Source organism: Herbaspirillum sp. Her2 (assembly GCF_057961375.1).
The window spans coordinates 3,732,282-3,753,965 of sequence record NZ_CM176331.1 but is presented as its reverse complement, the minus strand read 5'-3'; the positions used below and the strand labels follow the sequence as shown (position 1 = coordinate 3,753,965).

Here is a 21,684-nt window from a genome sequence, read left to right as displayed (position 1 = left end):
CCGGCCGCCAATGACTTATGCCCCAGCGTCTCCTGGAAAGCTATCCAGTCGCCAGTGATCGTTACGACGAGATGCTGGCGGCTGACGGCCGCCTGCGCCCGCACTGGCGAACGCTGATCGACCAGCTTGAAAACCTCTCGCCGGAGATGCTGCGCCGGCGCGCCAACGAGGTACGTGACGCCATCGCCTCCGATGGCGTGACCTACAACGTCTATGCCGACCCCAAGGGTGCCAACCGGCCCTGGGAACTGGACCTGCTGCCGCACCTGGTGTCCTCCGAAGAATGGGATTTCCTGGAACGTGCCGTGGCCCAGCGCGCACGCCTGATGAACGGCTTGCTCGCCGACATCTACGGCCCCCAGCACCTGATTGCCGAAGGCCTGCTGCCGCCCGCTCTGGTGTTCGGCCAGCACGGCTACCTGATGCCCTGCCACGGCTGGCAGCCGCCCGGTGGCGTGCATCTGCATGCGTATGCCATCGACCTGGCGCGCTCGGCCGACGGCACCTGGTGGGTCGTGTCGGACCGCACGCAAGGTCCGTCCGGCACCGGCTATGCCTTGCAGAACCGCCAGATCATGTCGCGCGCCATGCCGGAAGCGCTGCGCGACATGCACGTGGAGTCGCCGCACCGCTACTTCCACACCTTGCGCGCGATGTTGACGCGCCTGGCCCCGGCCCAGGGTGAAGTGCCGCTGATCGTGCTGCTCACGCCCGGCCCCTACAACGAAACCTATTCCGAACATGCTTTCCTGGCGCACACGCTGGGCTTCCCGCTGGTGGAAGGGGTGGACCTGACGGTGCGCAGCGACCAGGTATTTTTGAAGACCCTGAACGGCCTGCGCCGCGTGCACGCCATCCTGCGCCGCATGGACGATGACTATTGCGATCCGCTGGAACTGCGCGCCGATTCCGCCCTCGGTGTGCCGGGCCTGACGCAGGCTGCGCGACTGGGCAATGTGGTCATCGCCAATTCGCTGGGCAGCGGCGTGCTGGAATCGACCGCGCTGCACGGCTTCCTGCCGGCCATCAACGAACGGCTGTATGGCGAATCGCTGCTGCTGCCTTCGGTGGCGTCATGGTGGTGCGGCGAAAAACCGGCGCTCGATTACACGCTGGCGCATCTGGATGAACTGGTGATCGTGCCGGCGTTTTCTTCGATGCGCATGCAGCCGGTGTTTGGCCATACCGTTACGGGCACCGCGCGTCGCCGCCTGATCGAAAGCCTGCAACTGCAGCCGCACGCTTATGCCGCCCAGGAATGGGTGCGCCTGTCGCAAGCGCCGGTGATGTCGCGCAGCGGTGACTATCGTTTGATGAACCGTACCATCAGCCTGCGCGTGTTTGCGGTGGCCGATGGCGAAGGTGGCTATCAGGTCATGCCGGGTGGATTGACACGCGTGGCGCCACGCCAGCGGCGCGACGTGGTCTCGATGCAGCAGGGCGGTACCAGCAAGGATGTGTGGGTGCTGCGTGAAGAGGAGCGCCCGGACCCGGCCATGGCCGATGACGGCCATGGTGCAAAAAACGTCACGGTCATCAGGGGCACGGTGGATGTGTCCTCGCACTCGGGCGAGAACCTGTTCTGGATGGGGCGCTATTCGGAGCGCGTGAAAAATCTCTCGCGCCTCTTGCGCACCACCCTGCAATACACCATGGATGGCCAGACCGAGAGCCGTGGCATGCTGGGCAGTGTCTCGTGGATCTGCAGCCAGCTCGGCGTGCAGATGCCCAAATCCGAACCGCGTCCGACCATCACCGGCCTGCAGCAGAGCCTGCAGGCGGCCGTGGTCGATCCTTCGGCGCCGGTGAGCGTGGCCACGCAGTTGCGCCAGCTCGCCAATGCCGCCTACCAGGTGCGCGAACATCTGTCGCTGGACAACTGGCACGCCCTGACCAAGATGCCGGCCATGGTGCAGGAACGCATCAACACACCGGCCGCTGCACAGCATGTGCTGGGCAACGTGATCGATGCCTGCTCGGGCCTGGCCGGTCATGCGCTGGATGACATGACGCGCGATGCCGGCTGGCAGTTCCTGATGGTGGGCCGCCACATCGAACGCATGGCCAACATGGCGGCGCTCTTCGACAACTTCCTGCGCCTGCCGCCGCAGCGCCAGACGGCGGCACTGTCGTGGCTGCTGGAGGCGGCCAGCAGCATCGTCACTTATCGCGTGCGCTATCGCCGCACGCCGGAGTGGCTGCCGGTGCTGCACCTGCTGGTGTTCGACGTCAGCAATCCGCATGGCATGGCCTACCAGTTCCGCATGCTGCAGCAATACATGGCCGAGATCGCCCAGCAGCTGGGCTTGCTGAGCATGACCATTCCGGCGCACCTGACCAGCCAGCTGGAGGCGATGAACCTGGCCGAGTTTGCGCACGATCATCCCAACGTCGCCGAGGCCAATGCGCGCCTGACGCAATTGATGCGCGATGCCGTCAGCGGCGGCTACATGCTCTCGGATGATCTCTCGCGCCATTACTTCACGCCGCTGACCGCACCGGTTAGCCAGGGGGTATGACATGAGCGAGCGCACCGTCTACCGCATCCATCACCAGACCACTTACCAGTATTCGCTGCCGGTGCGGCTGTCGCACCAGGTGCTGCACCTGACGCCGCGCGAACTGCCGTGGCAGCAATGTCTCTCGCACACCGTCAACGTCTTGCCGTCGCCGCAACTGGTGCGCAGCTACGAAGACAATTTCGGCAACGTCATCAAGGCCTTCTCGCTCGATACCGACCACACCAGCCTCGATGTGCAAGCGGATTCCTGGGTCGCGCTCACGCCGCGTGCGCAGCCGCAGCCCGGCATGCAGTGGGAGGAAGCGGCCACGGTGATGGCCTATCACGGCGGCCGCATCATGGCACCGGGCATGCTGGAGGCATCCAATTTCCTGTTCGAATCCTCGCACGTGCGCATCAAGCGCGAGTTCATCCGCTATGCGGCCGAGTGCTTCAGCCCGGGCCTGTCGGTGGTGGAGGGGGTGCGTGCGTTGATGATGCGCATCCATGAGGAATTCGCCTTCGATCCGGCCGCGACCACCGTGTCCACACCGGTGACGGAAGTCTTCACCAACCGGCGCGGCGTCTGCCAGGACTTCGCGCACCTGATGCTGTCCTGCCTGCGCTCCATCGGTTTGGCGGCACGCTATGTGAGCGGCTATCTGCTCACCGAGCCGCCCCCGGGACAGCCGCGCCTGATCGGGGCCGATGCCTCGCATGCCTGGGTCTCGGTGTATTGCCCCGGTGCGGACGGTGGTGAGGGGATGTGGATCGATGCCGATCCGACCAATGGCGTCTTCCCCGATACCAGTCACATCACGCTGGGCTGGGGACGCGATTTCCTCGACATCTCACCCTTGCGCGGCGTACTCATCGGCGGCGGGCAGCAGACCATGCAGGTAGCAGTGACGGTGTTGCCGGGCGAAGAGGCGCAGGGTTTGCAGCTGTCAATCTGAGCGCAATTTTCTGTATTGTTGCCGCCGCGTCGCCACAAAATACGATGGCCACTATTCGAAAGAATAGTGGCCATGTTTGTTTTTACGCCAAGCTCGGGATTGCGCTCAATGTGCCCCTGCGTCCGCCACCATCAGCGGCTTGCCGCCATCGGGACGATTGCGGTCCGAGGCCTGCTTGACCAGCAAGGCCACCGTGGACACCAGCGCAGCCACGGCCACCACGGCGAAGACTTCGCTGAAGCCCAGCTGGCGGCGCGTGAGTTCGGCCACCAGGAAGGAACCGGCGATACCGCCGAAGCGCCCCACGCCCAGCATCCAGGCCACGCCGGTGGCACGGCCCCGCGTCGGATAGTAGGCCGCGGCCAGTGCCGGCAGGGAAGATTGCGCGGTATTCATCAAGGTACCGGCCACGAACACCACGACGGTGAGCACGCCCACATTGCCCGCCGCCTGCCCGATGGCAAACACCGCCACCGCAGTGGCGGCAAAGCCGATCGCGATGACGCGGTTGGCGTTGTAGCGGTCCATCAGCCAGCCGAACAGGATGGCCCCCACGCCGCCCAGCGGGAACAGCGCAGCAATGAGCGTGGCGGTCTTGGGTGCCAGGCCGGCATCCTTGAACAGCACCGGCATCCAGTTCACCAGCGCATAGAAGATCACCAGGCCCATGAAGTAGGCCAGCCACAGCATGCAGGTGCCGACCAGGTAGCGCCGTTCGAACAGCAGGGCGATGCCGCTCTTGCCGGTGGGGGCTTCGCCTTGCGGGCCTGTCTCGGTGAGGGTGAAGCGATTGAAAGCGGTGGCTGAAGAAGAGATGCGGCGCAGGACCGCGCCGATGCGCTCGGCCGCATAGCCCTTGGCCACCATGTGGCGCACCGATTCCGGCAGGCTGGGCAGCATCACCAGCAACAGCAGCAGCGGGGCGGCACCGCCCAGCATGAGCACGCTGCGCCAGCCCCACAGCGGAATCATCCACGCCGCCAGGAAACCCCCCAGCGCTGCGCCCAGCGGGAAGCCGCAGAACATGGCATTGGTCAGCATGGCGCGGCGCGCGGACGGGCTGTATTCACTGGTGAGCGTGACCGCATTGGGCATGGCCGCGCCCAGGCCCAGGCCGGTCAGGAAGCGCAGGATGGTCAGCTCCTGCAGGTTGCCGGCGAAGGCCGAGCCCAGGCAGGCCACGCCCATGACCAGCACCGACAGCAGCAGGATCTTGCGGCGGCCGTAGCGGTCGGCCAGAGGGCCCGACGTCAGCGCACCGGCGGCCAGGCCGAACAACGCGGCGCTCAACACGGGAGCCAGGTCCGGCTTGGCGATGCCCCAGTCCTTGAGCAGCGAGGGGGCGATGAAGCCGATGGCGGCGGTGTCGAAGCCGTCCAGCAGGACGACGAAGAAGCACAGCGCGAAGATCAGCCATTGATAGCGCGAGAAGGGCTCGCGGTTGATGAACGCCTGGACGTCCAGGGCAGGGGTGTCTGGTCTCATGTCTCTCTCTTCTGGATGTTGGGGGTACGGCTGTTTTATTTTTTGTGCGAAAAGTATAAAACAATGCAGAAGTTATTTGTGCGGTCAGTGCGCATATGTGCGGTTAGCGAACACAATCGTGTTTTGTGAAGGAAAGCGCAAAGGCCCCCGCCCGTCGGGCTGGCGCGGGCAGGGGGGATGGGAGCGGTGAAGGAAACTGTCCGAAAACCCAAGCCAGCCATGGGCGCTGGCGTCAGGCGGTTCTGCTCAGGGGGTGCGGATATGATCGATCAGGGCGATGGTGGCTTCATCGGGAGGCGGCGTGAGCAGGCTGACGATGACCATGGCAGCCATCCCGACCGGGACGCCGAAGATGCCGGCCGAGATCGGCGCGATGTGGAACCATTGCCCGGCGGCACTGCCGCCGAAGGCGGGGTTGGTGTGCAGCATGTAATACACGCACATCAGGAAGCCGCAGACGATGCCGGCAATCGCACCGGCCTGGTTGGCACGCTTCCAGAACACGCCCAGCACCAGCGCCGGGAACAGCGTGGAGGCCGCCAGCGAGAAGGCCGCACCGACCATGGAGAGGATGTCGCCCGGTTTCAATGACGCGGCGTAGGCGGCCAGCAGCGCCACTACCAGCAACAGCAGCTTGGAAATGGTCACGCGTTTTTGCGTGGAGGCGCTGGGGTCGACCACCTTGTAATACACGTCATGCGAGAGCGCATTGGAGATGGTCAGCAGCAGCCCATCCGCGGTGGAGAGTGCTGCCGCCAGTCCGCCTGCCGCCACCAGTCCGGAGACGAAATACGGCAGGCCGGCGATCTCGGGCATGGCCAGCACGATGATGTCGCCATCCATGGAAATCTCGCCCAGCTGCACCAGGCCATCGCGATTGAGATCGTTGATGGAGACCAGTGGATTGAGCTTGTCCATGTTGGCCCAGTAATACACCCAGTCCGGCAAGTGACTGTAGCTGCTGCCCACCAGCGAGGTGTAGATGTCGTATTTCACCAGTACGGTGAGCGCCGGCACGGTGAGGTAGATCAGCATGATGAAGAACAGCGTCCAGAACACCGAGCTGCGCGCCCCCGCCACGGTGGGCGTGGTGTAGTAGCGCATCAGGATGTGCGGCAGCGCCGCCGTACCCAGCATCAGGCAGAACACCAGCGCCAGGAAATTGTTGCGTTTGATGTCCGAGCTCTGCTGGTCGCGACCGGGGAAGGGTTCGGTCTGCGAGACCGGTGGCTGCGCGCGTGCAAGATTGGCCGCGCGTGCTTCGGTCCATTTGCGTTCTGCCTCCTGGGGGGACTTGGGATAGGACGATAGCGCGCGGCTGGCGGCCTTGATGTCGGCCAGCGAAGCGTGGCTATCACGCCGTACCTGGTCGGCCTGATTTTGCGCCTCGACACGTCCATCGAGCCAGGATTGCGGCAGGCCCTTGAGCTTGCGGTCGTAGTCATCGGCGCGCGCCTGGAAGATCTTGCGCACTTCCTTTTCCTTGGGGTCGTCTTCCAGTTTGTGTTCCAGCGCCGAGAGCTTGGGCAGCACCGCGCCATAGGCCACCGGCGGCACCGGTACCGTCGCATGCTTGGCCGAGAGCCAGATCACCGGGATCAGGTAGGCGAACAGGATGATGATGTATTGCGCCACCTGGGTCCAGGTGATGGCGCGCATGCCGCCCAGGAAGGAGCACACCAGAATGCTGGCCAGCCCGAGGAAGATGCCGATGGAAAAATCGATGCCGGTGAAGCGCGAAGTAATCAGCCCCACGCCATAGATCTGCGCCACCACATAGGTGAAGGAGATCAGGATGGTGGCCGCCACGGCCAGGATGCGGATCACGTTGACCCCGTGGCTGCCGGGTCTGCCCGGATAGCGCGCGGCCAGGAAATCGGCGATGGTGTATTGCCCGAACTTGCGCAGGTAAGGCGCGATCAGCAGGGCCACCAGGACGTAGCCGCCGGTCCAGCCGAGGATGTAGGCCAGCCCGTCGAAGCCCTGCAGGTAGAGGCCGCCGGCCAGGCTGATGAAGGTCGCCGCCGAGATCCAGTCGGCGGCCGTGGCCATGCCGTTGAAGAGCGGTGGCACGCGCCGTCCGGCGACATAGTATTCGGGCACGTCGGAGGTGCGGCAGACCACGCCGATGCCGGCATACAGGCCGATGGTGACGAACAGGAACAGGTAGCCGATCCACGAGCGCGGCATGCCCTCGCGCTCCAGGATGGCCAGCACGCACAGGAAGATGATGAAGCCCAGCGTATAGAAACCATAGTAGCGGCACAGCCGCCGGAAGAAGTCCTTGTTACTCTCCATGCCAGTGCTCGCCTTGTTCACGTCGGACCAGTTGTTCGATGCGGCGCATGCGGCGCACGTAGAGGACCACGATGGCCAGGTAGATCAGCATCATGCCCTGCGCGGCCATGTAGAAGGAGACCGGCCAGCCGAACAGGTGTACCCGGTCCAGTTCGCGTGCGAAGTAGATGAAGAAGAACGTGGCGGCGAACCACAGCGCCAGCAGCCAGGCCGTCATGCGGCGGGTGCGGTGCCATTGGTTGCCGGGATCCGGGGGAGGCGTGCCGTGGTCCATGTCAGGTGATGTCGTCGAAGAAGGGCGTGCGCGGCATCATGCGAAAGCTCACGCGAAAGAGGCTGCCCGGATATTTGGGATCGCTGCTGCGCGGATTGTGGGTGATCTCGACGATCGCCTCATGCTGCTGCGCGATCTCGCGCACGATGGCCAGGCCCAGGCCGCTGCCGGTGCTGGGCGTGCCGAGGATGCGATAGAAACGCTCGAACACGTTGCTGCGTTCGGCCACCGGAATGCCGGGGCCGTTGTCTTCCACTTCGAGGATGGCCAGGCCTCCGCCCTCATCGGTGCGCGCGCGCACGGTGACGCGGCCATTGCCATCGTGCGGTGTGTAATGCAGGGCATTGTCCAGCAGGTTGGATAACAGTTCGCGCAGCATCACCGGGTTGCCGGTGATGAGGATGGGGTGATCCGGCTGCTCGAAACCGAGGTCGATGCGCTGGGTGAAGGACATCGGCACCCAGTCCTGCACCACGCTGCGCGCCAGTTCGTTCAACTCCAGCGGGACCATGCCGCCGGATTGCGATTGCTGGTTTTCGGCGCGCGCCAGTGACAGCAATTGATTGACCAGGCGCGTGGCGGTTTCCGAACTCTTGGCCAGTTGTTCCAGCGAACGGCGCACGTCGTCCTGGTCATCCTGCCGCAGCGCCAGTTCGGATTGCATGCGCATGCCGGCCAAGGGCGTCTTCATCTGGTGCGCGGCATCGGCGATGAAGCGCTTCTGGATGGCGATGGTCTGCGATAGCCGCGCCAGCATGTCGTTGAGCGAACGTACCAGCGGGGAAATCTCTTCGGGCACCTGGCCGGAGTCGATGGGCGAGAGATCGTCGGGGCGACGCGCACGGATGCGCTGCTGCAATTCCGACAGCGGAGAGAGGCCGCGCGAGAGTGCGAACCACACCAGCGCCAGCGCCACCGGCAGGATCACGAACTGCGGCAGGATCACGCCCTTGATGATTTCATTGGCCAGTTGCGCGCGCTTTTCCAGGGTCTCGCCGACCTGCACGGTGGCAATGCGCGGCTCGCGCTGGGCAGCGCGCTGGGCGGCGCTGCGGCGCAGGTCTACCTGCAGGGTGGCGATGCGTACATCACTGCCGTGCAGGATGTCGTTGCGGAATTGCACCGTGCCAAGTGTGATGCGATCTTCGTCGGCTGGCGGTTGCGGCATGTCGACGTCGCCTTCGACATATTCGCCATTGGGGCCGGTGATCTTGTAGTAGATGTTGTCGATGTCGTCGGCGCGCAGCAGGTCGCGTGCCGATACCGGCAGGCGCGCCACCGCCTTGCCGTTGACTTCCGAGACCTGCTGCGCGAGCACGGTCACGCTGTCTTCCAGCGCGCGGTCGAAGGGCTGGTTGGCAATCGACTGCGCAATCAGGTAAGTGATGGCGATGCTCATCGGCCACAGCAGCAGCAGCGGGGCCAGCATCCAGTCGAGGATCTCGCCGAACAGTGAACGCTGGATGCGTTCCACCGGTTGCGTCGCCAGGGCGGCGCGGCGCTTCTTGCGGGGCGTGGGAGCAGCGGGAGCGGCAGTGGACTCCGGCGCGGCCTCGGGCGGCGGGGCGGATGCAGCGGCGGGGGAAGGATCGCGCGCGGTCATGGGGGATCAGCGCGCGGCGTGCCAGTGTGAAGCGAAGGCGGACGCGGCCTCAGGCCGCGCTGTTGGAGGCCGCCAGCGGGGCAGCGCCGTTCTCGGGCAGCTTCTCCAGGCAATAGCCGAGCCCGCGCACGGTGGCGATGCGTACGCCGCCGACCTCGATTTTCTTGCGCAGACGATGGACATAGACCTCGATGGCATTGTTGCTGACTTCCTCTCCCCATTCGCACAGGTGGTCCACCAGCTGTTCCTTGGAGACCAGGCGGCCGGTGCGTTGCAATAATACTTCGAGCAGCCCCAGTTCCCGCGCCGACAGTTCCAGCATCTGTTCGCCGATGTAGGCAATGCGGCCGACCTGGTCGAAGGACAGCGGACCATGTTTGATGACCGTCGGCCCGCCGCCGGCACCGCGCCGGGTCAGCGCCCGCACCCGCGCTTCCAGTTCGGAGAGCGCAAAGGGCTTGGCCATGTAGTCGTCGGCACCGAGATCGAGGCCTTGCACGCGCTGTTCCACCGAATCGGCGGCCGTCAGGATCAGCACCGGCAGGCGCGAATTGCGCGCGCGCAGGCGGCGCAGCACCTCCAGGCCGGACATCTTGGGCAGGCCCAGGTCGAGGATCAGCAGGTCGAAATCCTGGGTGGACAAGGCGGAATCGGCTTCCACCCCGTTCTTGACGCAATCGGCGGCATAGCCGGAATGGCGCAGGGAACGGGTCAGCCCGTCGGCCAGTACGCTGTCGTCTTCAGCAAGGAGGATGCGCATAAGAATCGGTCAGCGAGGCAAGGCCGGCTGAATTGTCTCGGATGGTTGAATTATTGTGATACCTTTTCATTCATATTCCACTAATTCAACCCCCAATGCAAATCAGGGATTGCCTGATGAGCGCTGTCCTTGAGACAGGTCAGGTCGCGGGTTTGAAGTGTAACAATTCAGATTGGGGCATTGAAGTCTGAAGCTTAGGCCTTATAGTAGGAGGCGTCAGCAAGATTTACTTGCTGGCAGCGCAATTTTTGTTGATATAATTTCTCGCATCCATTTCTGGAAAAACCGCTGGAAAATCTGATGAAACGTTTGTGGGTCCTGCTGCTGATCTGTTTGCTCCCGGTGCAAGTATTTGCAGCGGTGCTGACGTACGCCAGCTCGATGGCCGCGACCGACTTCGCAGTCCCGGCCCCGGTGCAAGCAGCCGTGGCGACCCAGCATCTGGTGTCCAAGACCGTTTCCCTGTCCGACCAGGCCGCTTCACTCAGTGATGACCAGTCGCACGCCTTGGTGGCCGATGCCGCCGGCAGCGATGACGACAGCACCGGTTACGCCGACAGCGGTGAAGATTTCTCCACGCACGCCGGTATCGGTGACGAGCCCGTGCTGATGCAATCCCTGGCCATGGTGCCGCAAACTTCCCGCCTGGCGCCCGCTCTGCGTAGCGATGCCGCCCTGCAACCCCCGTTCCTGCCCCGCGCAGGACGTCCTCCCCGGGCCTGATCCCGTCGCCACGCGCGACAGGTTTTGCTGCGCCCGCTGAACTGCCCCTGATGGATTGAGGCTTCGCGCCGTGCGACAGCAGGACCCTGCGCGTGCGCGGCCAGCGTCGGCCTGCCCGCGCCGGTGCTGATCCTCCAGGGCACACCTGTTCCAGTGATTCCGAATTACGGCCGATGTGACCGCATCACATCATCAGAATCCTTTAGGAGATAGCATGAAAAAAGCATTTGTCGCGCTGATAGTGGCGGTCATGACGCTGTCTGTTGGCATGTCGGCCGTCGAAGCCAAGCGTCTTGGCGGTGGCGGTTCGATCGGCAAACAGTCTTCCAGCGCCAGCCGTCAGGCGCAGAGTCCTGCCCCGATGCAGCAGAACCAGGCCGCCGCTGCCAAGCCGGCCGCGCCTGCTGCCGCTCCGGCTGCAGCCGCCGCCAAGCCGAGCATGTGGAAGGGCTTGCTGGGTGGCGCCTTGCTGGGCCTGGGCCTGGGCGCGCTGCTGTCGCACTTCGGCCTGGGTGGCGCACTGGCCAGCATGATCAGCACCATCCTGACCGTGGCCTTGATTGCCCTGGCGATCATGTTCGTGATCCGCATGTTCCGCCGCAAGTCGGAATCGGCACAGTCCGTGCAACCGGCTCCGGCCTGGGCCAGCGCTGCACCGCAAGCGGCTGACAACGCATCGTCCACGCCGCAGATCGGCTCCATGCTCAAGACCGACCAGTCCGCCGCCTCGACCACCCAGAGCGGTTTCGGTGGTGGTTTCGGCAATGCCGAGGCAGCGCCTGCCTACGGTATCCCGGCCGGTTTCGACACCGTGGGCTTCGTGCGCAATGCCAAGACCTACTTCATCCGCCTGCAAGCAGCATGGGACAAGGCTGACATCAACGACATCCGCGAATTCACGACGCCCGAGATGTTTGCCGAGCTGCGCCTGCAGATCCAGGAACGCGGTGCTGCTGCCAACCAGACCGACGTGGTCTCGCTGGATGCGGAAGTGCTGGGCGTGGAAACCGTGGGCAATGATTACCTGGCCAGCGTGAAGTTCTTCGGCTTCATCAAGGAAGATCCGACCGCCTCTCCGGCCCAGTTCGCCGAGATCTGGAACCTGTCCAAGCCGGCTGCCGGCCAGGGCGGCTGGGTGCTGGCTGGTATCCAGCAGCTCGATCCGGTCCAGGGCTGAGTCACCGGCCCGGACAAATTGGCAAGAACGTTCATGTAGCAAGTATCAGTTTGGCGCGGAAGGCGGCGGTTAGTGGATGAGCGTCGCCAGTCCGTTTTACCGCCGGCTTTTGCCGGCGGTTTTTTTTGTTCGCTTTGTTCTGCATTCCACGCCTGAAGTTTTCTTCATTTCGGTCCGGAGCCGCCCAAGTGGCGGGCATCATCTTTCCTGTTCCGGCCTTTTCCTTCGTATCGCAGCGTCCCATAAAAAAAGCACCGCATCAGCGGCGCTTTTGAGATTGCTCGTCCGGCGCAGTGCCGGTGGGATCTCTGCCCCGATCCCGATCCCGATCCCGATCCCGATCCCGTCCTGGAGAACGCTCGTCCGACAGAGGAAACAACAACGCCACCATCACCAGGATGATCAGCAGTGCCAGCGTGATCTGATCCAGTCCGTCCATGGTCATGCGGTCTTGCCGTGTGATCGACGCCGCGCGTCGCGCCAGCCCAGGCTTTTCTGTTCGACGGTGCGCAGCAGGCTGTCGCTGACTTTGCCCAGCAGGGCCAGGATCAGGATCGCGCACAGCACCAGGTCGGGCCGGCTGCTTTCGCGCCCGTCCGAGAGCAGGTAGCCCACGCCCTTGGTGGCAGCGATCAGTTCGGCCGCCACCAGGAACATCCACGCCAGGCTCAGTCCCCCGCGCAGGCCGGCAAACAGGTAGGGCAGGGAGGCTGGCAGCAGGATGTGGCGGATCAGTTCGCCGGTGCTGAGGCCGGAGCTGGTGCCGACTTCGATCAGCTTGTGGTCGATGTCGCGAATGCCGGCCACCAGATTCAGGTACACCGGGAAAAACGCACCGATGGCAATCAACACCACCTTCGGCGTTTCGTCGATGCCCAGCCACAGCAGCAGGAGCGGAATCCAGGCCAGGCTCGGGATGGCGCGCAGCGCCTGGAAACTGGGTTCCAGCAGGGCTTCGGCGCGGCGGCTGATGCCGACCAGTAGCCCCAGGGCGACTGCCAGCACGCTGCCGATCACGAAGCCGGAAGCCACACGGGCGAGACTGGCAGCGATATGCGGCAGCAATTCACCGCGCTGCGCCAGTGACCACAGGGTGTGTGCCAGCTCGCTGGGCGGTGGCAGCAGGCGCGCGGGAATCCAATCCAGCCGCGCACCGGCTTCTACCGCCAGCAGGAACAGCAAAGGAACGATCCAGCCGGTGAAGCGCCCCGGACGATAGCCATCGTCATGCGGCCAGCCCCGACGGCGCGGGGTGGCCGCGCGCGCCACGGGCGGCTTGGCGGCGTCCGGCTTGGACGTGGCCTGCAGCTTGGCCGGAAGCGGGATGGGATCAGCCATGGCCTCAGGCCTTCACCACGCCCTGCGCATAGCTGGGATCGATCAAGGCATTGATGGTGCGCGGCAGGTCGGTGCCGCTCTTGACCAGGTCTTCTTCCAGCAGGATGGGCGAGGCTGCGCGCAGCGCTTCGATATGTTCGCGGCCGATCTGCGGCTGCGAAAAATCGTTGCGCTTCAGTTGCAGGCGCGCCACCGGGGCCGACAGCCTGGACTCTTCCGACAGCAGGGCCACGGTCTCGTCGGGATGGGCGATGATCCAGGTGCGAGCACGTTCATAGGCGGCGAGCACGCGCTTGACCTGGTCCGGATGACGGGCGGCGAACGTGTCGCTGACGTTGAGGAAACCGTAGGTGTTGAAGTTGACGTTGCGGTAGATCAGGCGCGATCCGGCTTCCAGTTCGCTGGCCGCCAGATGGGGATCGAGCCCGGACCACGCGGCCACGCGGCCCTGTTCCAGTGCGGCGCGGCCATCGGCGTGCTGCAGGTGGACGATCTCGACGTCGCTCTTCTTGAGGCCATTCTCATGCAGTGCGCGCAGCAGGAAGAGATATGGATCGGTGCCCTTGGTGGCGGCGATCTTCTTGCCCTTGAGTTCGGTGATGGACTTCACCGTCGACTCCTTGCCCACCGCCAGCGCCGTCCATTCCGGACGCGAATAGATGTACACCGCCTTGACCGGATTGCCATTGGCCCGCGCCAGCAGGGCGGCCAGGCCGGCGGTGCTGCCGAAGTCCACGCTGTCGCTGTTGAGATATTCGAGCGCGCGGTTGCTGCCGGCGCTGAGGACCCATTTGACTTCCGTGCCTTGCGCCTTGAGGTCTTCCTCCAGCCAGCCGAACTTGCGCAGCACCAGGCTGGGCGGCGAGTAGTAGGCATAGTCCAGTCGGATGGTCTTGGGCGGCTGTGCGGCACGCGCCAGCAGGGGCGCGCTGCCCAGTACGGTAGCGCCGAGCGCGGCGGGGGCCAGGCGCAGGAAGTCTCTGCGTTGCATGAATGGGTTCTCCCTAGGTTGGATCGCCCCGCGCGAAGTGGCGCAGCGCGGCCATGGCAGGCCGCACAGGCGGGACAAACCGACACTCTAAGGACGAAGCTCTGGCGGAAGAACGACTATTTTCGCGCTTGCATATGCGGGCGGCGCATGTGGCCGCAGGCTCGAACGGGGGGCATTCCATGGCGGCCGATGGCCGTCATGTCCTCATGCAGAGATGCAGAGATGCAGAGGTGCAGAGGTGCAGAGATGTACAGATGCAGTTGTGTAGAGGAGACGGGATGCGGCCGTTCAGTCATGTAGTCCTCTGCAGGAGCGGCAGACCGGCCAGGCAGAGAGAGGAGGACGAGGAGGACGATGAGGCCACGGAGAAGATGCGTCTCCGTACGCGCCTCATCGATTTACGGCAGGCACAGCTCGAACAGCGCACCACCATCCGGATGATTGGACAGGCGCGCTTCGCCATGCCGGGTCTCCTTGTTGTGGGCGGTGGCAATGGCATTGCACAGGTCCATGCCCAATCCGGTGGACGGCTTCTTTTCCTGGGTGCCGATGCCGGGGCCATCGTCGCGCACCGTGAAGATCACGCCGCCTTCCGGATGCTTGCGGCAGCCCAGTGCGATCTGCGAGCGTGCAAAGCGGCTGGCATTCTGCAGCGCCGCTTCCAGCGCCAGTGCCACCAGGTGTTCATCGAAGAAGCCGATCACCGGCATGTCGGTTTCGTCCACCCGCAGGGTGATGTCGCTGCTGCGGGAGACGCCGTGCTCGCGCACCAGGGCATCGAGGAAGTCCAGCGGCGAGACCGCCTCGACCTGCGCGCGCAGGCCCTGGGAATCGGCCTTGTAGAGGGTCAGGAAGGCGATCAGCTTTTCCTGCAGGGCCAGGCAGGTGACGTGAGCCTGCTGCACGCGCGGCACGTCGTCGGACAGGCGGCGCAATTCCCCCTCCAGCACGCCCAGGGAGTTTTTGATGTCGTGAATGATGATCGCGGCAAGCTTGGGATCCATGGTCAGCTCTTCGGGGCTACTTTGGTCAGGGTGTCGCGCAGGAATTTGTGCATCTTCGCGACTCTATCGTTGCCGGGAATCAGGCGGTCCAGGGTGGCCAGGTAGCGGCGCACGCGCTTGACGTATTCTTCGTTCCAGCCGCGCTGGCTCATCCACAGCAGGTGCAGCTGGGCGGCGGCGAGCAGCACGCCGGTGTTCTCCGGCATGCTGGCCAGCGCCTCTTCCAGGCGCGCCAGCGACTCGTCGGGCTTGGCGCTGCGCATGAGGGCATTGGCTTCGGCGATGATGCTCATGCAGTGCTTGACGGCACCGTCGATAAGCTCTTCGGCCAGGTTGGCGCGGCCGGTATCGGCCAGCACCTTGCGCGCCAGCATCTGCAGGGTCTTGTTCTCGTGGTCGGACTTGACGGCTTCGGCGATGAGCTTGGCGCCTTCCTCATCCTTGCCCATCGAGAAGGCCGCCTTGGCCAGGGCCAGGGTGGCGGTGTCCGAGGCTTCCTTGCCGGCCGCCTGGCGGGCCGTCTCGAAGGCCTGCTGGGCCGAGATGGTGTCGCCCAGCTGGACGTAGGCCTGGGCCTGCACGGCGGCCTGCGCGGAGACGAAGAGGTTGGATTCCTCGTAGCGGCGCGGCGCGCTTTCCAGCAAACGCAGCGCGGCATCCGGATCGCCGCTGTCGATGTGCACCTGGGCCAGCGAGAGCAGGTCGGTCGGTTGCGCGGTGAGCGAACCCTTGGTGTGCTTCAGCACCTTGTCATAAGCCTCGCGCGCCTGGTCGAGATGGCCGCTGCGGTAGGCCACGTCGCCCACCAGGCGGCTGCGGCGCGCCGAGGGGATGATCTCGGAAGACTTGGTCAGCGCCTCCAGCGCGCCTTCCTGGTTGCCCTGGGCTTCGTCGATCTGCGCCATCAGGTCGTAGGCCGCGATGAACTGCTTGTTCTGCGCCAGTACGTCTTGCACGATCACGCGCGCATCATCCATCTGGCCGGCCACGATGTTGCAGCGGGCCAGGCCGATCTTGGCCCACACCAGGTCGTCGCGCATGGCCAGGGCCTGCTTGTAGACCTCGCGCGCTTCGTCGATGCGGCGCTGTTCGATCAGCAGCGTGCCCTTGGTCTTCATGATCTCGACGATCCACTTGGGCGCCGACTTGAGCACGTTGTCGCATTCGATGATGGCGCCGGTGATGTCCTTGCGCTTCATCTTTTCGGTCACCGGCAGCATGGCGTGCTGCTTTTCCAGCAGGCGGTCCACGCGCTCGGCGATGCGGCTGGCCGTCAGCGGCTTCAACATGTAGGCGTCGGGCTGGAACTCGGCGGCGCTGGCCACCAGGTTGTAGCCGCTCTCGGCCGTCACCATGATGAACATGCAGGTCGGCGACAGCATGTTCTGGGTGCGGAAGAACTCCAGCAGCTGCTGCCCGTTGCTTTCCTTGTTGAGGTTGTAGTCGCAGATGATCAGGTCATAGGTGCCGGACTGCACGAAGCGGATGGCTTCATCGGGCGTGGCAGCCTGGTCGACCTTGGTCACGCCGAGCTGCCCGAGGTGCATGCGGATGTTCTGGCGCATCGTCGGCATGTCGTCGATGACCAGGCAGCGCAGGGCGCTGATGTGGCTGAAGGGCACTAAACTCATGAGAACGGTCTGTAAAGCGATCTGTAAGGCGATCTGTTCGGGATTGCGGAATGCCGTGGGCCGAATAATTGCCGCGGCGCAATATCGTGCGAGATGACGACTATTGATACCAATTTGGCCATTGCTGACGAATTATTCCCCCCAACTCGCGAGTGTGCCGTTTTTTTTCCTTCCATGCATCATTCCTCTTCGATTTATGAAGTTTTTGGAAGGTCTGCCTCTCGTATAATTGTGGTTTTCGCCCACGGATGGAATTTAGGCCGACAAAAACGCTTGCACTAAGCACTGTTTTTTTATACAGTATCGCTCTATCGGGGCGGTCATCCACTGCCCCCCGGGCAACACCCGCGGCCTGCCAGCGATGGCCAGCCACCGTGAGCAACATTCAAGCAACATCAGCAAGACTCCCCCTGACACCCGTCTTCACGACATTTTGCCGAGAGAGATTTATGGACGACAAAAAAGCTGCGAACAACTCTGAAAAGAGCAAGGCGCTGGCCGCCGCGTTGGCACAGATTGAAAAGCAGTTTGGCAAGGGCTCGGTGATGCGCATGGAAGATGGCGTCATCGCTGAGGAAATCCAGTCCGTGTCCACCGGCTCCCTGGGCCTGGACATCGCCCTGGGCATCGGCGGCCTGCCGCGCGGCCGCGTGATCGAAATCTACGGTCCGGAATCCTCGGGCAAGACCACCCTGACCCTGCAATCGATTGCCGAAATGCAGAAGCTGGGCGGCACCTGCGCCTTCATCGACGCCGAGCACGCGCTGGATGTCACCTACGCGCAAAAGCTGGGCGTGAACCTGAACGACCTGCTGATCTCGCAGCCCGACACCGGCGAACAAGCCCTGGAAATCTGCGACGCCCTGGTGCGCTCCGGTGCGGTGGACCTGATCGTGGTCGACTCCGTGGCCGCGCTGACCCCCAAGGCTGAAATCGAAGGCGACATGGGCGATTCCCTGCCGGGCCTGCAAGCCCGCCTGATGTCGCAGGCGCTGCGCAAGCTCACCGGCAGCATCAACCGCACCAACACCACCGTGATCTTCATCAACCAGATCCGCATGAAGATCGGTGTCATGTTCGGCAACCCGGAAACCACCACCGGCGGTAACGCGCTGAAGTTCTACGCTTCCGTGCGCCTGGACATCCGCCGCACCGGTTCGATCAAGTCGGGTGATGAAGTCATCGGCAGCGAAACCAAGGTCAAGGTCGTCAAGAACAAGGTTGCGCCCCCGTTCCGCGAAGCCCACTTCGACATCCTGTATGGCGAAGGCACTTCCCGCGAAGGCGAGATCCTGGACCTGGGTTCGGAACACAAGGTGGTCGAGAAGTCCGGTGCCTGGTACAGCTACAACGGCGAGCGCATCGGCCAGGGCAAGGACAATGCCCGTAACTACCTGAAGGAACATCCGGAGCTGGCTCGCGAGATCGAGAACAAGGTCCGTGTCGCCCTGGGCGTGCCGGAACTGGCCGGTGGCGAAGCGGAAGCCAAGGCTTCCTGAATCCGCGCTTAAAGGATTCAAGCGCCATCGTGGCGACAGGGTTTGCCTGAGCCCTGGGTGTCGTGATGGTGGCTTGTTTATCTCGCTGGTGCCGTGCTGTGTTGGCGGTCTCAGGGGGAGGCAATACCGCAGTACAGCAAGTTCGCAACATGCCAAGACCGCCGATCAGCCTGAAAGCAAGGGCGCTCAAATATCTCTCTTCACGTGAGCATAGTCGCCAGGAACTTGCGCGTAAGCTTGCCCCTTACGCGCAAGAGGGCGATGACATCGAAGAGCTCCTGCAATGGCTGGAGCAGTCCCGTTTTCTTTCCCAGGAACGTTTTTCCGAATCGCTCGTGCATCGCCGCTCGGCGCGCTACGGCAATCAGCGCATCATCTCCGAACTTCACGGCCATGGCATTGAAGGTGAAGCCATCGCCGAACTGAAGGCCGATCTGGCCGCCGGGGAGGGCGAGCGTGCCGCGCAGGTGCTGCGCCGCAAGTACGCCGCACCGCCCGAGGATGCCGAGACCCGCGCCAAACAGATGCGCTTCCTCCAGCAGCGCGGTTTTTCCCATCGCAGCATCCGCGAAGCCTTCCAGACCGCTTGGGCCGACGACGAAGAATCCGCCTGAACCCAAGCTGCATCCAGCAGGGCCGGCCCGGCCAAGCACATTTTTCCCGCGTTTTCCTCGAAATCTCCCACCGGCGTGCGGCTTTGTCCTGCCCGATGGTAATTCCTGCGCATTGCGCCCGGTGTTAGCGCTACCGGCCAACAGGCCGTTTGTCGTGTGCTAGAATTCGGAAGTTTTTGCTGCGGCGCGCAAGCCTGAGGAGATACCGCGTGTTGCCGGTTTGTTAAAACGGCGCAACGGTGCAAGGCCCACGTCAGGAGCAGGAATGGATAATGCGAACGCTTCGGCGCAAGCTGGTGCGTTTCGACTATCAGACCAACTAAAGCAGACGGCATGCATATGCCCAATTCGACGAATTCACTCGCAACCCGCGCAGCTCACGCCTGCGCCCGACTCCATCCGGCAACGGATGCGACCCCCGCCTGCGGGTTGCAGTCTGCTTTCTGGTCGGCCGGCTCAATGCCGGCTTCCGAATTTCAATCCGGCAAGTTTCATTCATTCAGTGTCTAAAGGGAAGCTCCCATGAAAATCCATGAGTATCAGGGTAAAGAAATCCTGCGCCAGTTCGGCGTAACCGTGCCGCGCGGCATTCCTTGCATGTCGGTCGACGAAGTCGAAGCGGCTGCCCAGAAGCTCGGCGGCCCGGTGTGGGTCGTCAAGGCCCAGATCCATGCAGGCGGCCGCGGCAAGGGCGGTGGCGTGAAGGTGGCCAAGTCCATCGAGCAGGTCAAGGAGTACGCCAACCAGATCATGGGCATGCAGCTGATCACCCACCAGACCGGCGCTGAAGGCCAGAAGGTGCGTCGCCTGCTGATCGAAGAAGGCGCGGACATCAAGAAGGAACTGTACGTTTCCCTGGTCACCGACCGCGTCTCGCAGAAGGTCGTCCTGATGGCCTCCAGCGAAGGCGGCATGGACATCGAAGAAGTTGCCCACAGCAACCCGGAAAAGATCCACAACGTCATCATCGACCCGATCGATGGCCTGACCGACGCCCAAGCCGACGACGTGGCTGCCAAGATCGGCGTGCCTGCCGCATCGATCCCGGCTGCTCGCCAGAACCTGCAAGGCCTGTACAAGGCTTACTGGGAAACCGACGCATCCCTGGCTGAAATCAACCCCCTGATCCTGACCGGCGACGGCAAGGTCATCGCCCTGGACGCCAAGTTCAACTTCGACTCCAACGCCCTGTTCCGTCACCCGGAAATCGTCGCCTACCGCGACCTGGACGAAGAAGATCCGGCTGAAGTCGAAGCTTCCAAGTTCGACCTGGCCTACATCTCCCTGGACGGCAACATCGGCTGCCTGGTCAACGGTGCCGGCCTGGCCATGGCCACCATGGACACCATCAAGCTGTTCGGCGGCGAGCCGGCCAACTTCCTGGACGTGGGCGGCGGCGCCACCACCGAGAAGGTCACCGAAGCCTTCAAGATCATGCTGAAGAACCCCGAACTGAAGGCCATCCTGGTCAACATCTTCGGCGGCATCATGCGCTGTGACGTGATCGCCGAAGGCGTGATCGCGGCTTCCAAGGCCGTCTCACTGAAGGTGCCCCTGGTGGTCCGCATGAAGGGCACCAACGAAGACCTGGGCAAGAAGCTGTTGGCCGATTCCGGTCTGCCGATCATCTCGGCCGATTCCATGGAAGAAGCCGCCCAAAAGGTCGTGGCAGCTGCCAAGTAAGTAACCCAACACGCAAGCCTGCGCGGCGCGAGCCGCCGGCTGCAAGCGATTGCAGCCCAGGCGCCGCCCGCGGCGCAGGCATCACAGTCAAGGAAGAGAAATGTCGATCCTCATCAACAAAGACACCAAGGTCATCACCCAAGGTATCACCGGCAAGACCGGCCAGTTCCACACCCGCATGTGCCGCGACTACGCGAATGGCAAGAATGCCTTCGTCGCAGGCGTGAACCCGAAGAAGGCCGGTGAAGACTTCGAAGGCATCCCCATCTATGCCAACGTCACCGAAGCCAAGAACGCCACCGGCGCCACCGTCTCCGTGATCTACGTGCCGCCCGCCGGCGCTGCTGCTGCCATCTGGGAAGCCGTCGAAGCCGAGCTGGACCTGGCCATCTGCATCACCGAAGGCATCCCCGTGCGTGACATGCTGGCCCTGAAGGACCGCATGGCCAAGGCCGGTTCCAAGACCCTGCTGCTGGGCCCGAACTGCCCCGGCCTGATCACCCCGGACGAAATCAAGATCGGCATCATGCCCGGCCACATCCACAAGAAGGGCCGCATCGGCGTGGTTTCCCGCTCGGGCACCCTGACCTATGAAGCCGTGGGCCAACTGACCGCCCTGGGCCTGGGCCAGTCCTCCGCCGTCGGTATCGGTGGCGACCCGATCAACGGTCTGAAGCACATCGACGTCATGAAGGCCTTCAACGACGATCCGGACACCGACGCCGTCATCATGATCGGTGAAATCGGTGGTCCTGACGAAGCCAACGCTGTACGCTGGATCAAGGACAACATGAAGAAGCCGGTGGTTGGCTTCATCGCCGGCGTGACCGCGCCCCCGGGCAAGCGCATGGGCCACGCAGGTGCCCTGATCTCCGGTGGTGCTGACACCGCTGAAGCCAAGCTGGCCATCATGGAAGAGTGCGGCATCAAGGTCACCCGCAACCCGTCCGAAATGGGCCGTCTGCTGAAGTCGGTGCTGTAATTGACCACGGGCTGACTCGCTCAGCCACGGCAGTAAAGCAGTACCGCAAGACCAGCATGGGGAGCTCCGGCTCCCCATGTCATTTCTGGCAAGCCGTCCCGATGGGAGGCACTAACCGCGCATAACGCGGTCTTCCAGCCATGCGCCCGATCCGAGGCGCTGTTTT

The 21,684-nt window shown here is 63.6% G+C and carries 18 protein-coding genes; 8 read left to right on the top strand and 10 right to left on the bottom strand.

The window, feature by feature from the left end; all coding sequences use genetic code 11:
- Positions 1-17 precede the first annotated feature (17 nt).
- Both ACWHXP_RS17060 and ACWHXP_RS17055 read left to right on the top strand, forming a co-directional pair.
- On the top strand, positions 18-2,519 hold the full coding sequence (locus ACWHXP_RS17060; protein ID WP_121042990.1) for a circularly permuted type 2 ATP-grasp protein: 2,502 nt from the start codon (positions 18-20) through the stop codon (positions 2,517-2,519).
- Position 2,520: 1 nt separating this feature from the next.
- A complete protein-coding gene (locus tag ACWHXP_RS17055) occupies positions 2,521-3,456 on the top strand; it encodes a transglutaminase family protein (RefSeq protein ID WP_489635474.1) in 936 nt (311 codons plus the stop codon).
- A gap of 105 nt (positions 3,457-3,561) precedes the next feature.
- On the opposite strand, the gene ACWHXP_RS17050 is transcribed toward ACWHXP_RS17055, so the two are convergent.
- From ACWHXP_RS17050 to ACWHXP_RS17030, 5 genes are all read right to left on the bottom strand, one after another.
- Positions 3,562-4,941, bottom strand: coding sequence for an MFS transporter (locus ACWHXP_RS17050; RefSeq protein WP_489635475.1), 1,380 nt, complete (start codon positions 4,939-4,941; stop codon positions 3,562-3,564).
- 246 nt (positions 4,942-5,187) lie between these two features.
- Positions 5,188-7,239 (bottom strand): sodium:solute symporter family protein, encoded by a 2,052-nt coding sequence (locus ACWHXP_RS17045; RefSeq protein ID WP_121042996.1) that lies wholly within the window; start codon positions 7,237-7,239, stop codon positions 5,188-5,190.
- Complete coding sequence (locus ACWHXP_RS17040; protein WP_034329583.1) at positions 7,229-7,513, bottom strand: DUF4212 domain-containing protein; 285 nt, start codon at positions 7,511-7,513, stop codon at positions 7,229-7,231. Before ACWHXP_RS17040 ends, ACWHXP_RS17045 begins: the two co-directional genes overlap by 11 nt.
- A 1-nt stretch (position 7,514) precedes the next feature.
- Positions 7,515-9,116 carry a sensor histidine kinase gene (locus ACWHXP_RS17035; RefSeq protein WP_204726065.1) on the bottom strand — a complete coding sequence of 534 codons (1,602 nt, stop codon included), beginning with the start codon at positions 9,114-9,116 and terminating at the stop codon, positions 7,515-7,517.
- Between the two features lie 49 nt (positions 9,117-9,165).
- Positions 9,166-9,876, bottom strand: a complete 711-nt coding sequence (locus ACWHXP_RS17030) for a response regulator (protein ID WP_039789191.1) — start codon at positions 9,874-9,876, stop codon at positions 9,166-9,168.
- A gap of 300 nt (positions 9,877-10,176) precedes the next feature.
- On the opposite strand from ACWHXP_RS17030, the gene ACWHXP_RS17025 reads away from it, so the two are divergent.
- Together ACWHXP_RS17025 and ACWHXP_RS17020 are read left to right on the top strand one after the other, a co-directional pair.
- Positions 10,177-10,599: a hypothetical protein gene (locus ACWHXP_RS17025; protein WP_121043002.1), complete on the top strand. Its 423-nt coding sequence runs from the start codon at positions 10,177-10,179 to the stop codon at positions 10,597-10,599.
- Positions 10,600-10,813: 214 nt separating this feature from the next.
- Positions 10,814-11,776, top strand: coding sequence for a Tim44 domain-containing protein (locus ACWHXP_RS17020; protein WP_489635477.1), 963 nt, complete (start codon positions 10,814-10,816; stop codon positions 11,774-11,776).
- A 259-nt stretch (positions 11,777-12,035) separates the two neighbouring features.
- On the opposite strand, the gene ACWHXP_RS17015 is transcribed toward ACWHXP_RS17020, so the two are convergent.
- From ACWHXP_RS17015 to ACWHXP_RS16995, 5 genes are all read right to left on the bottom strand, one after another.
- Positions 12,036-12,221 (bottom strand): hypothetical protein, encoded by a 186-nt coding sequence (locus ACWHXP_RS17015; protein ID WP_489635478.1) that lies wholly within the window; start codon positions 12,219-12,221, stop codon positions 12,036-12,038.
- Entirely contained in the window at positions 12,218-13,114 is an 897-nt protein-coding gene (locus ACWHXP_RS17010) for an ABC transporter permease (RefSeq protein ID WP_489635479.1), read from the bottom strand. The genes ACWHXP_RS17015 and ACWHXP_RS17010 overlap by 4 nt, the downstream gene beginning before the upstream one ends.
- Before the next feature lie 4 nt (positions 13,115-13,118).
- Positions 13,119-14,105: an aliphatic sulfonate ABC transporter substrate-binding protein gene (locus ACWHXP_RS17005; RefSeq protein WP_489635480.1), complete on the bottom strand. Its 987-nt coding sequence runs from the start codon at positions 14,103-14,105 to the stop codon at positions 13,119-13,121.
- 398 nt (positions 14,106-14,503) lie between these two features.
- The gene (locus tag ACWHXP_RS17000; protein WP_252697276.1) at positions 14,504-15,109 is read right to left on the bottom strand and encodes a sensor histidine kinase; all 606 of its coding nucleotides are present in this window, start codon (positions 15,107-15,109) and stop codon (positions 14,504-14,506) included.
- A 2-nt stretch (positions 15,110-15,111) separates the two neighbouring features.
- Positions 15,112-16,740 carry a response regulator gene (locus ACWHXP_RS16995; protein ID WP_121043012.1) on the bottom strand — a complete coding sequence of 543 codons (1,629 nt, stop codon included), beginning with the start codon at positions 16,738-16,740 and terminating at the stop codon, positions 15,112-15,114.
- Between the two features lie 449 nt (positions 16,741-17,189).
- Between ACWHXP_RS16995 and recA the strand changes: the two genes are divergently transcribed.
- The 4 genes from recA to sucD all read left to right on the top strand — a co-directional run bounded on the left by recA (position 17,190) and on the right by sucD (position 21,518).
- Positions 17,190-18,239 carry a recombinase RecA gene (gene recA / locus ACWHXP_RS16990; RefSeq protein ID WP_034341268.1) on the top strand — a complete coding sequence of 350 codons (1,050 nt, stop codon included), beginning with the start codon at positions 17,190-17,192 and terminating at the stop codon, positions 18,237-18,239.
- Between the two features lie 149 nt (positions 18,240-18,388).
- On the top strand, positions 18,389-18,853 hold the full coding sequence (recX, locus tag ACWHXP_RS16985; RefSeq protein ID WP_121043014.1) for a recombination regulator RecX: 465 nt from the start codon (positions 18,389-18,391) through the stop codon (positions 18,851-18,853).
- Between the two features lie 522 nt (positions 18,854-19,375).
- On the top strand, positions 19,376-20,536 hold the full coding sequence (gene sucC / locus ACWHXP_RS16980; RefSeq protein ID WP_121043016.1) for an ADP-forming succinate--CoA ligase subunit beta: 1,161 nt from the start codon (positions 19,376-19,378) through the stop codon (positions 20,534-20,536).
- Between the two features lie 100 nt (positions 20,537-20,636).
- Positions 20,637-21,518 (top strand): succinate--CoA ligase subunit alpha, encoded by an 882-nt coding sequence (gene sucD / locus ACWHXP_RS16975; protein WP_489635481.1) that lies wholly within the window; start codon positions 20,637-20,639, stop codon positions 21,516-21,518.
- Positions 21,519-21,684: the final 166 nt, after the last annotated feature.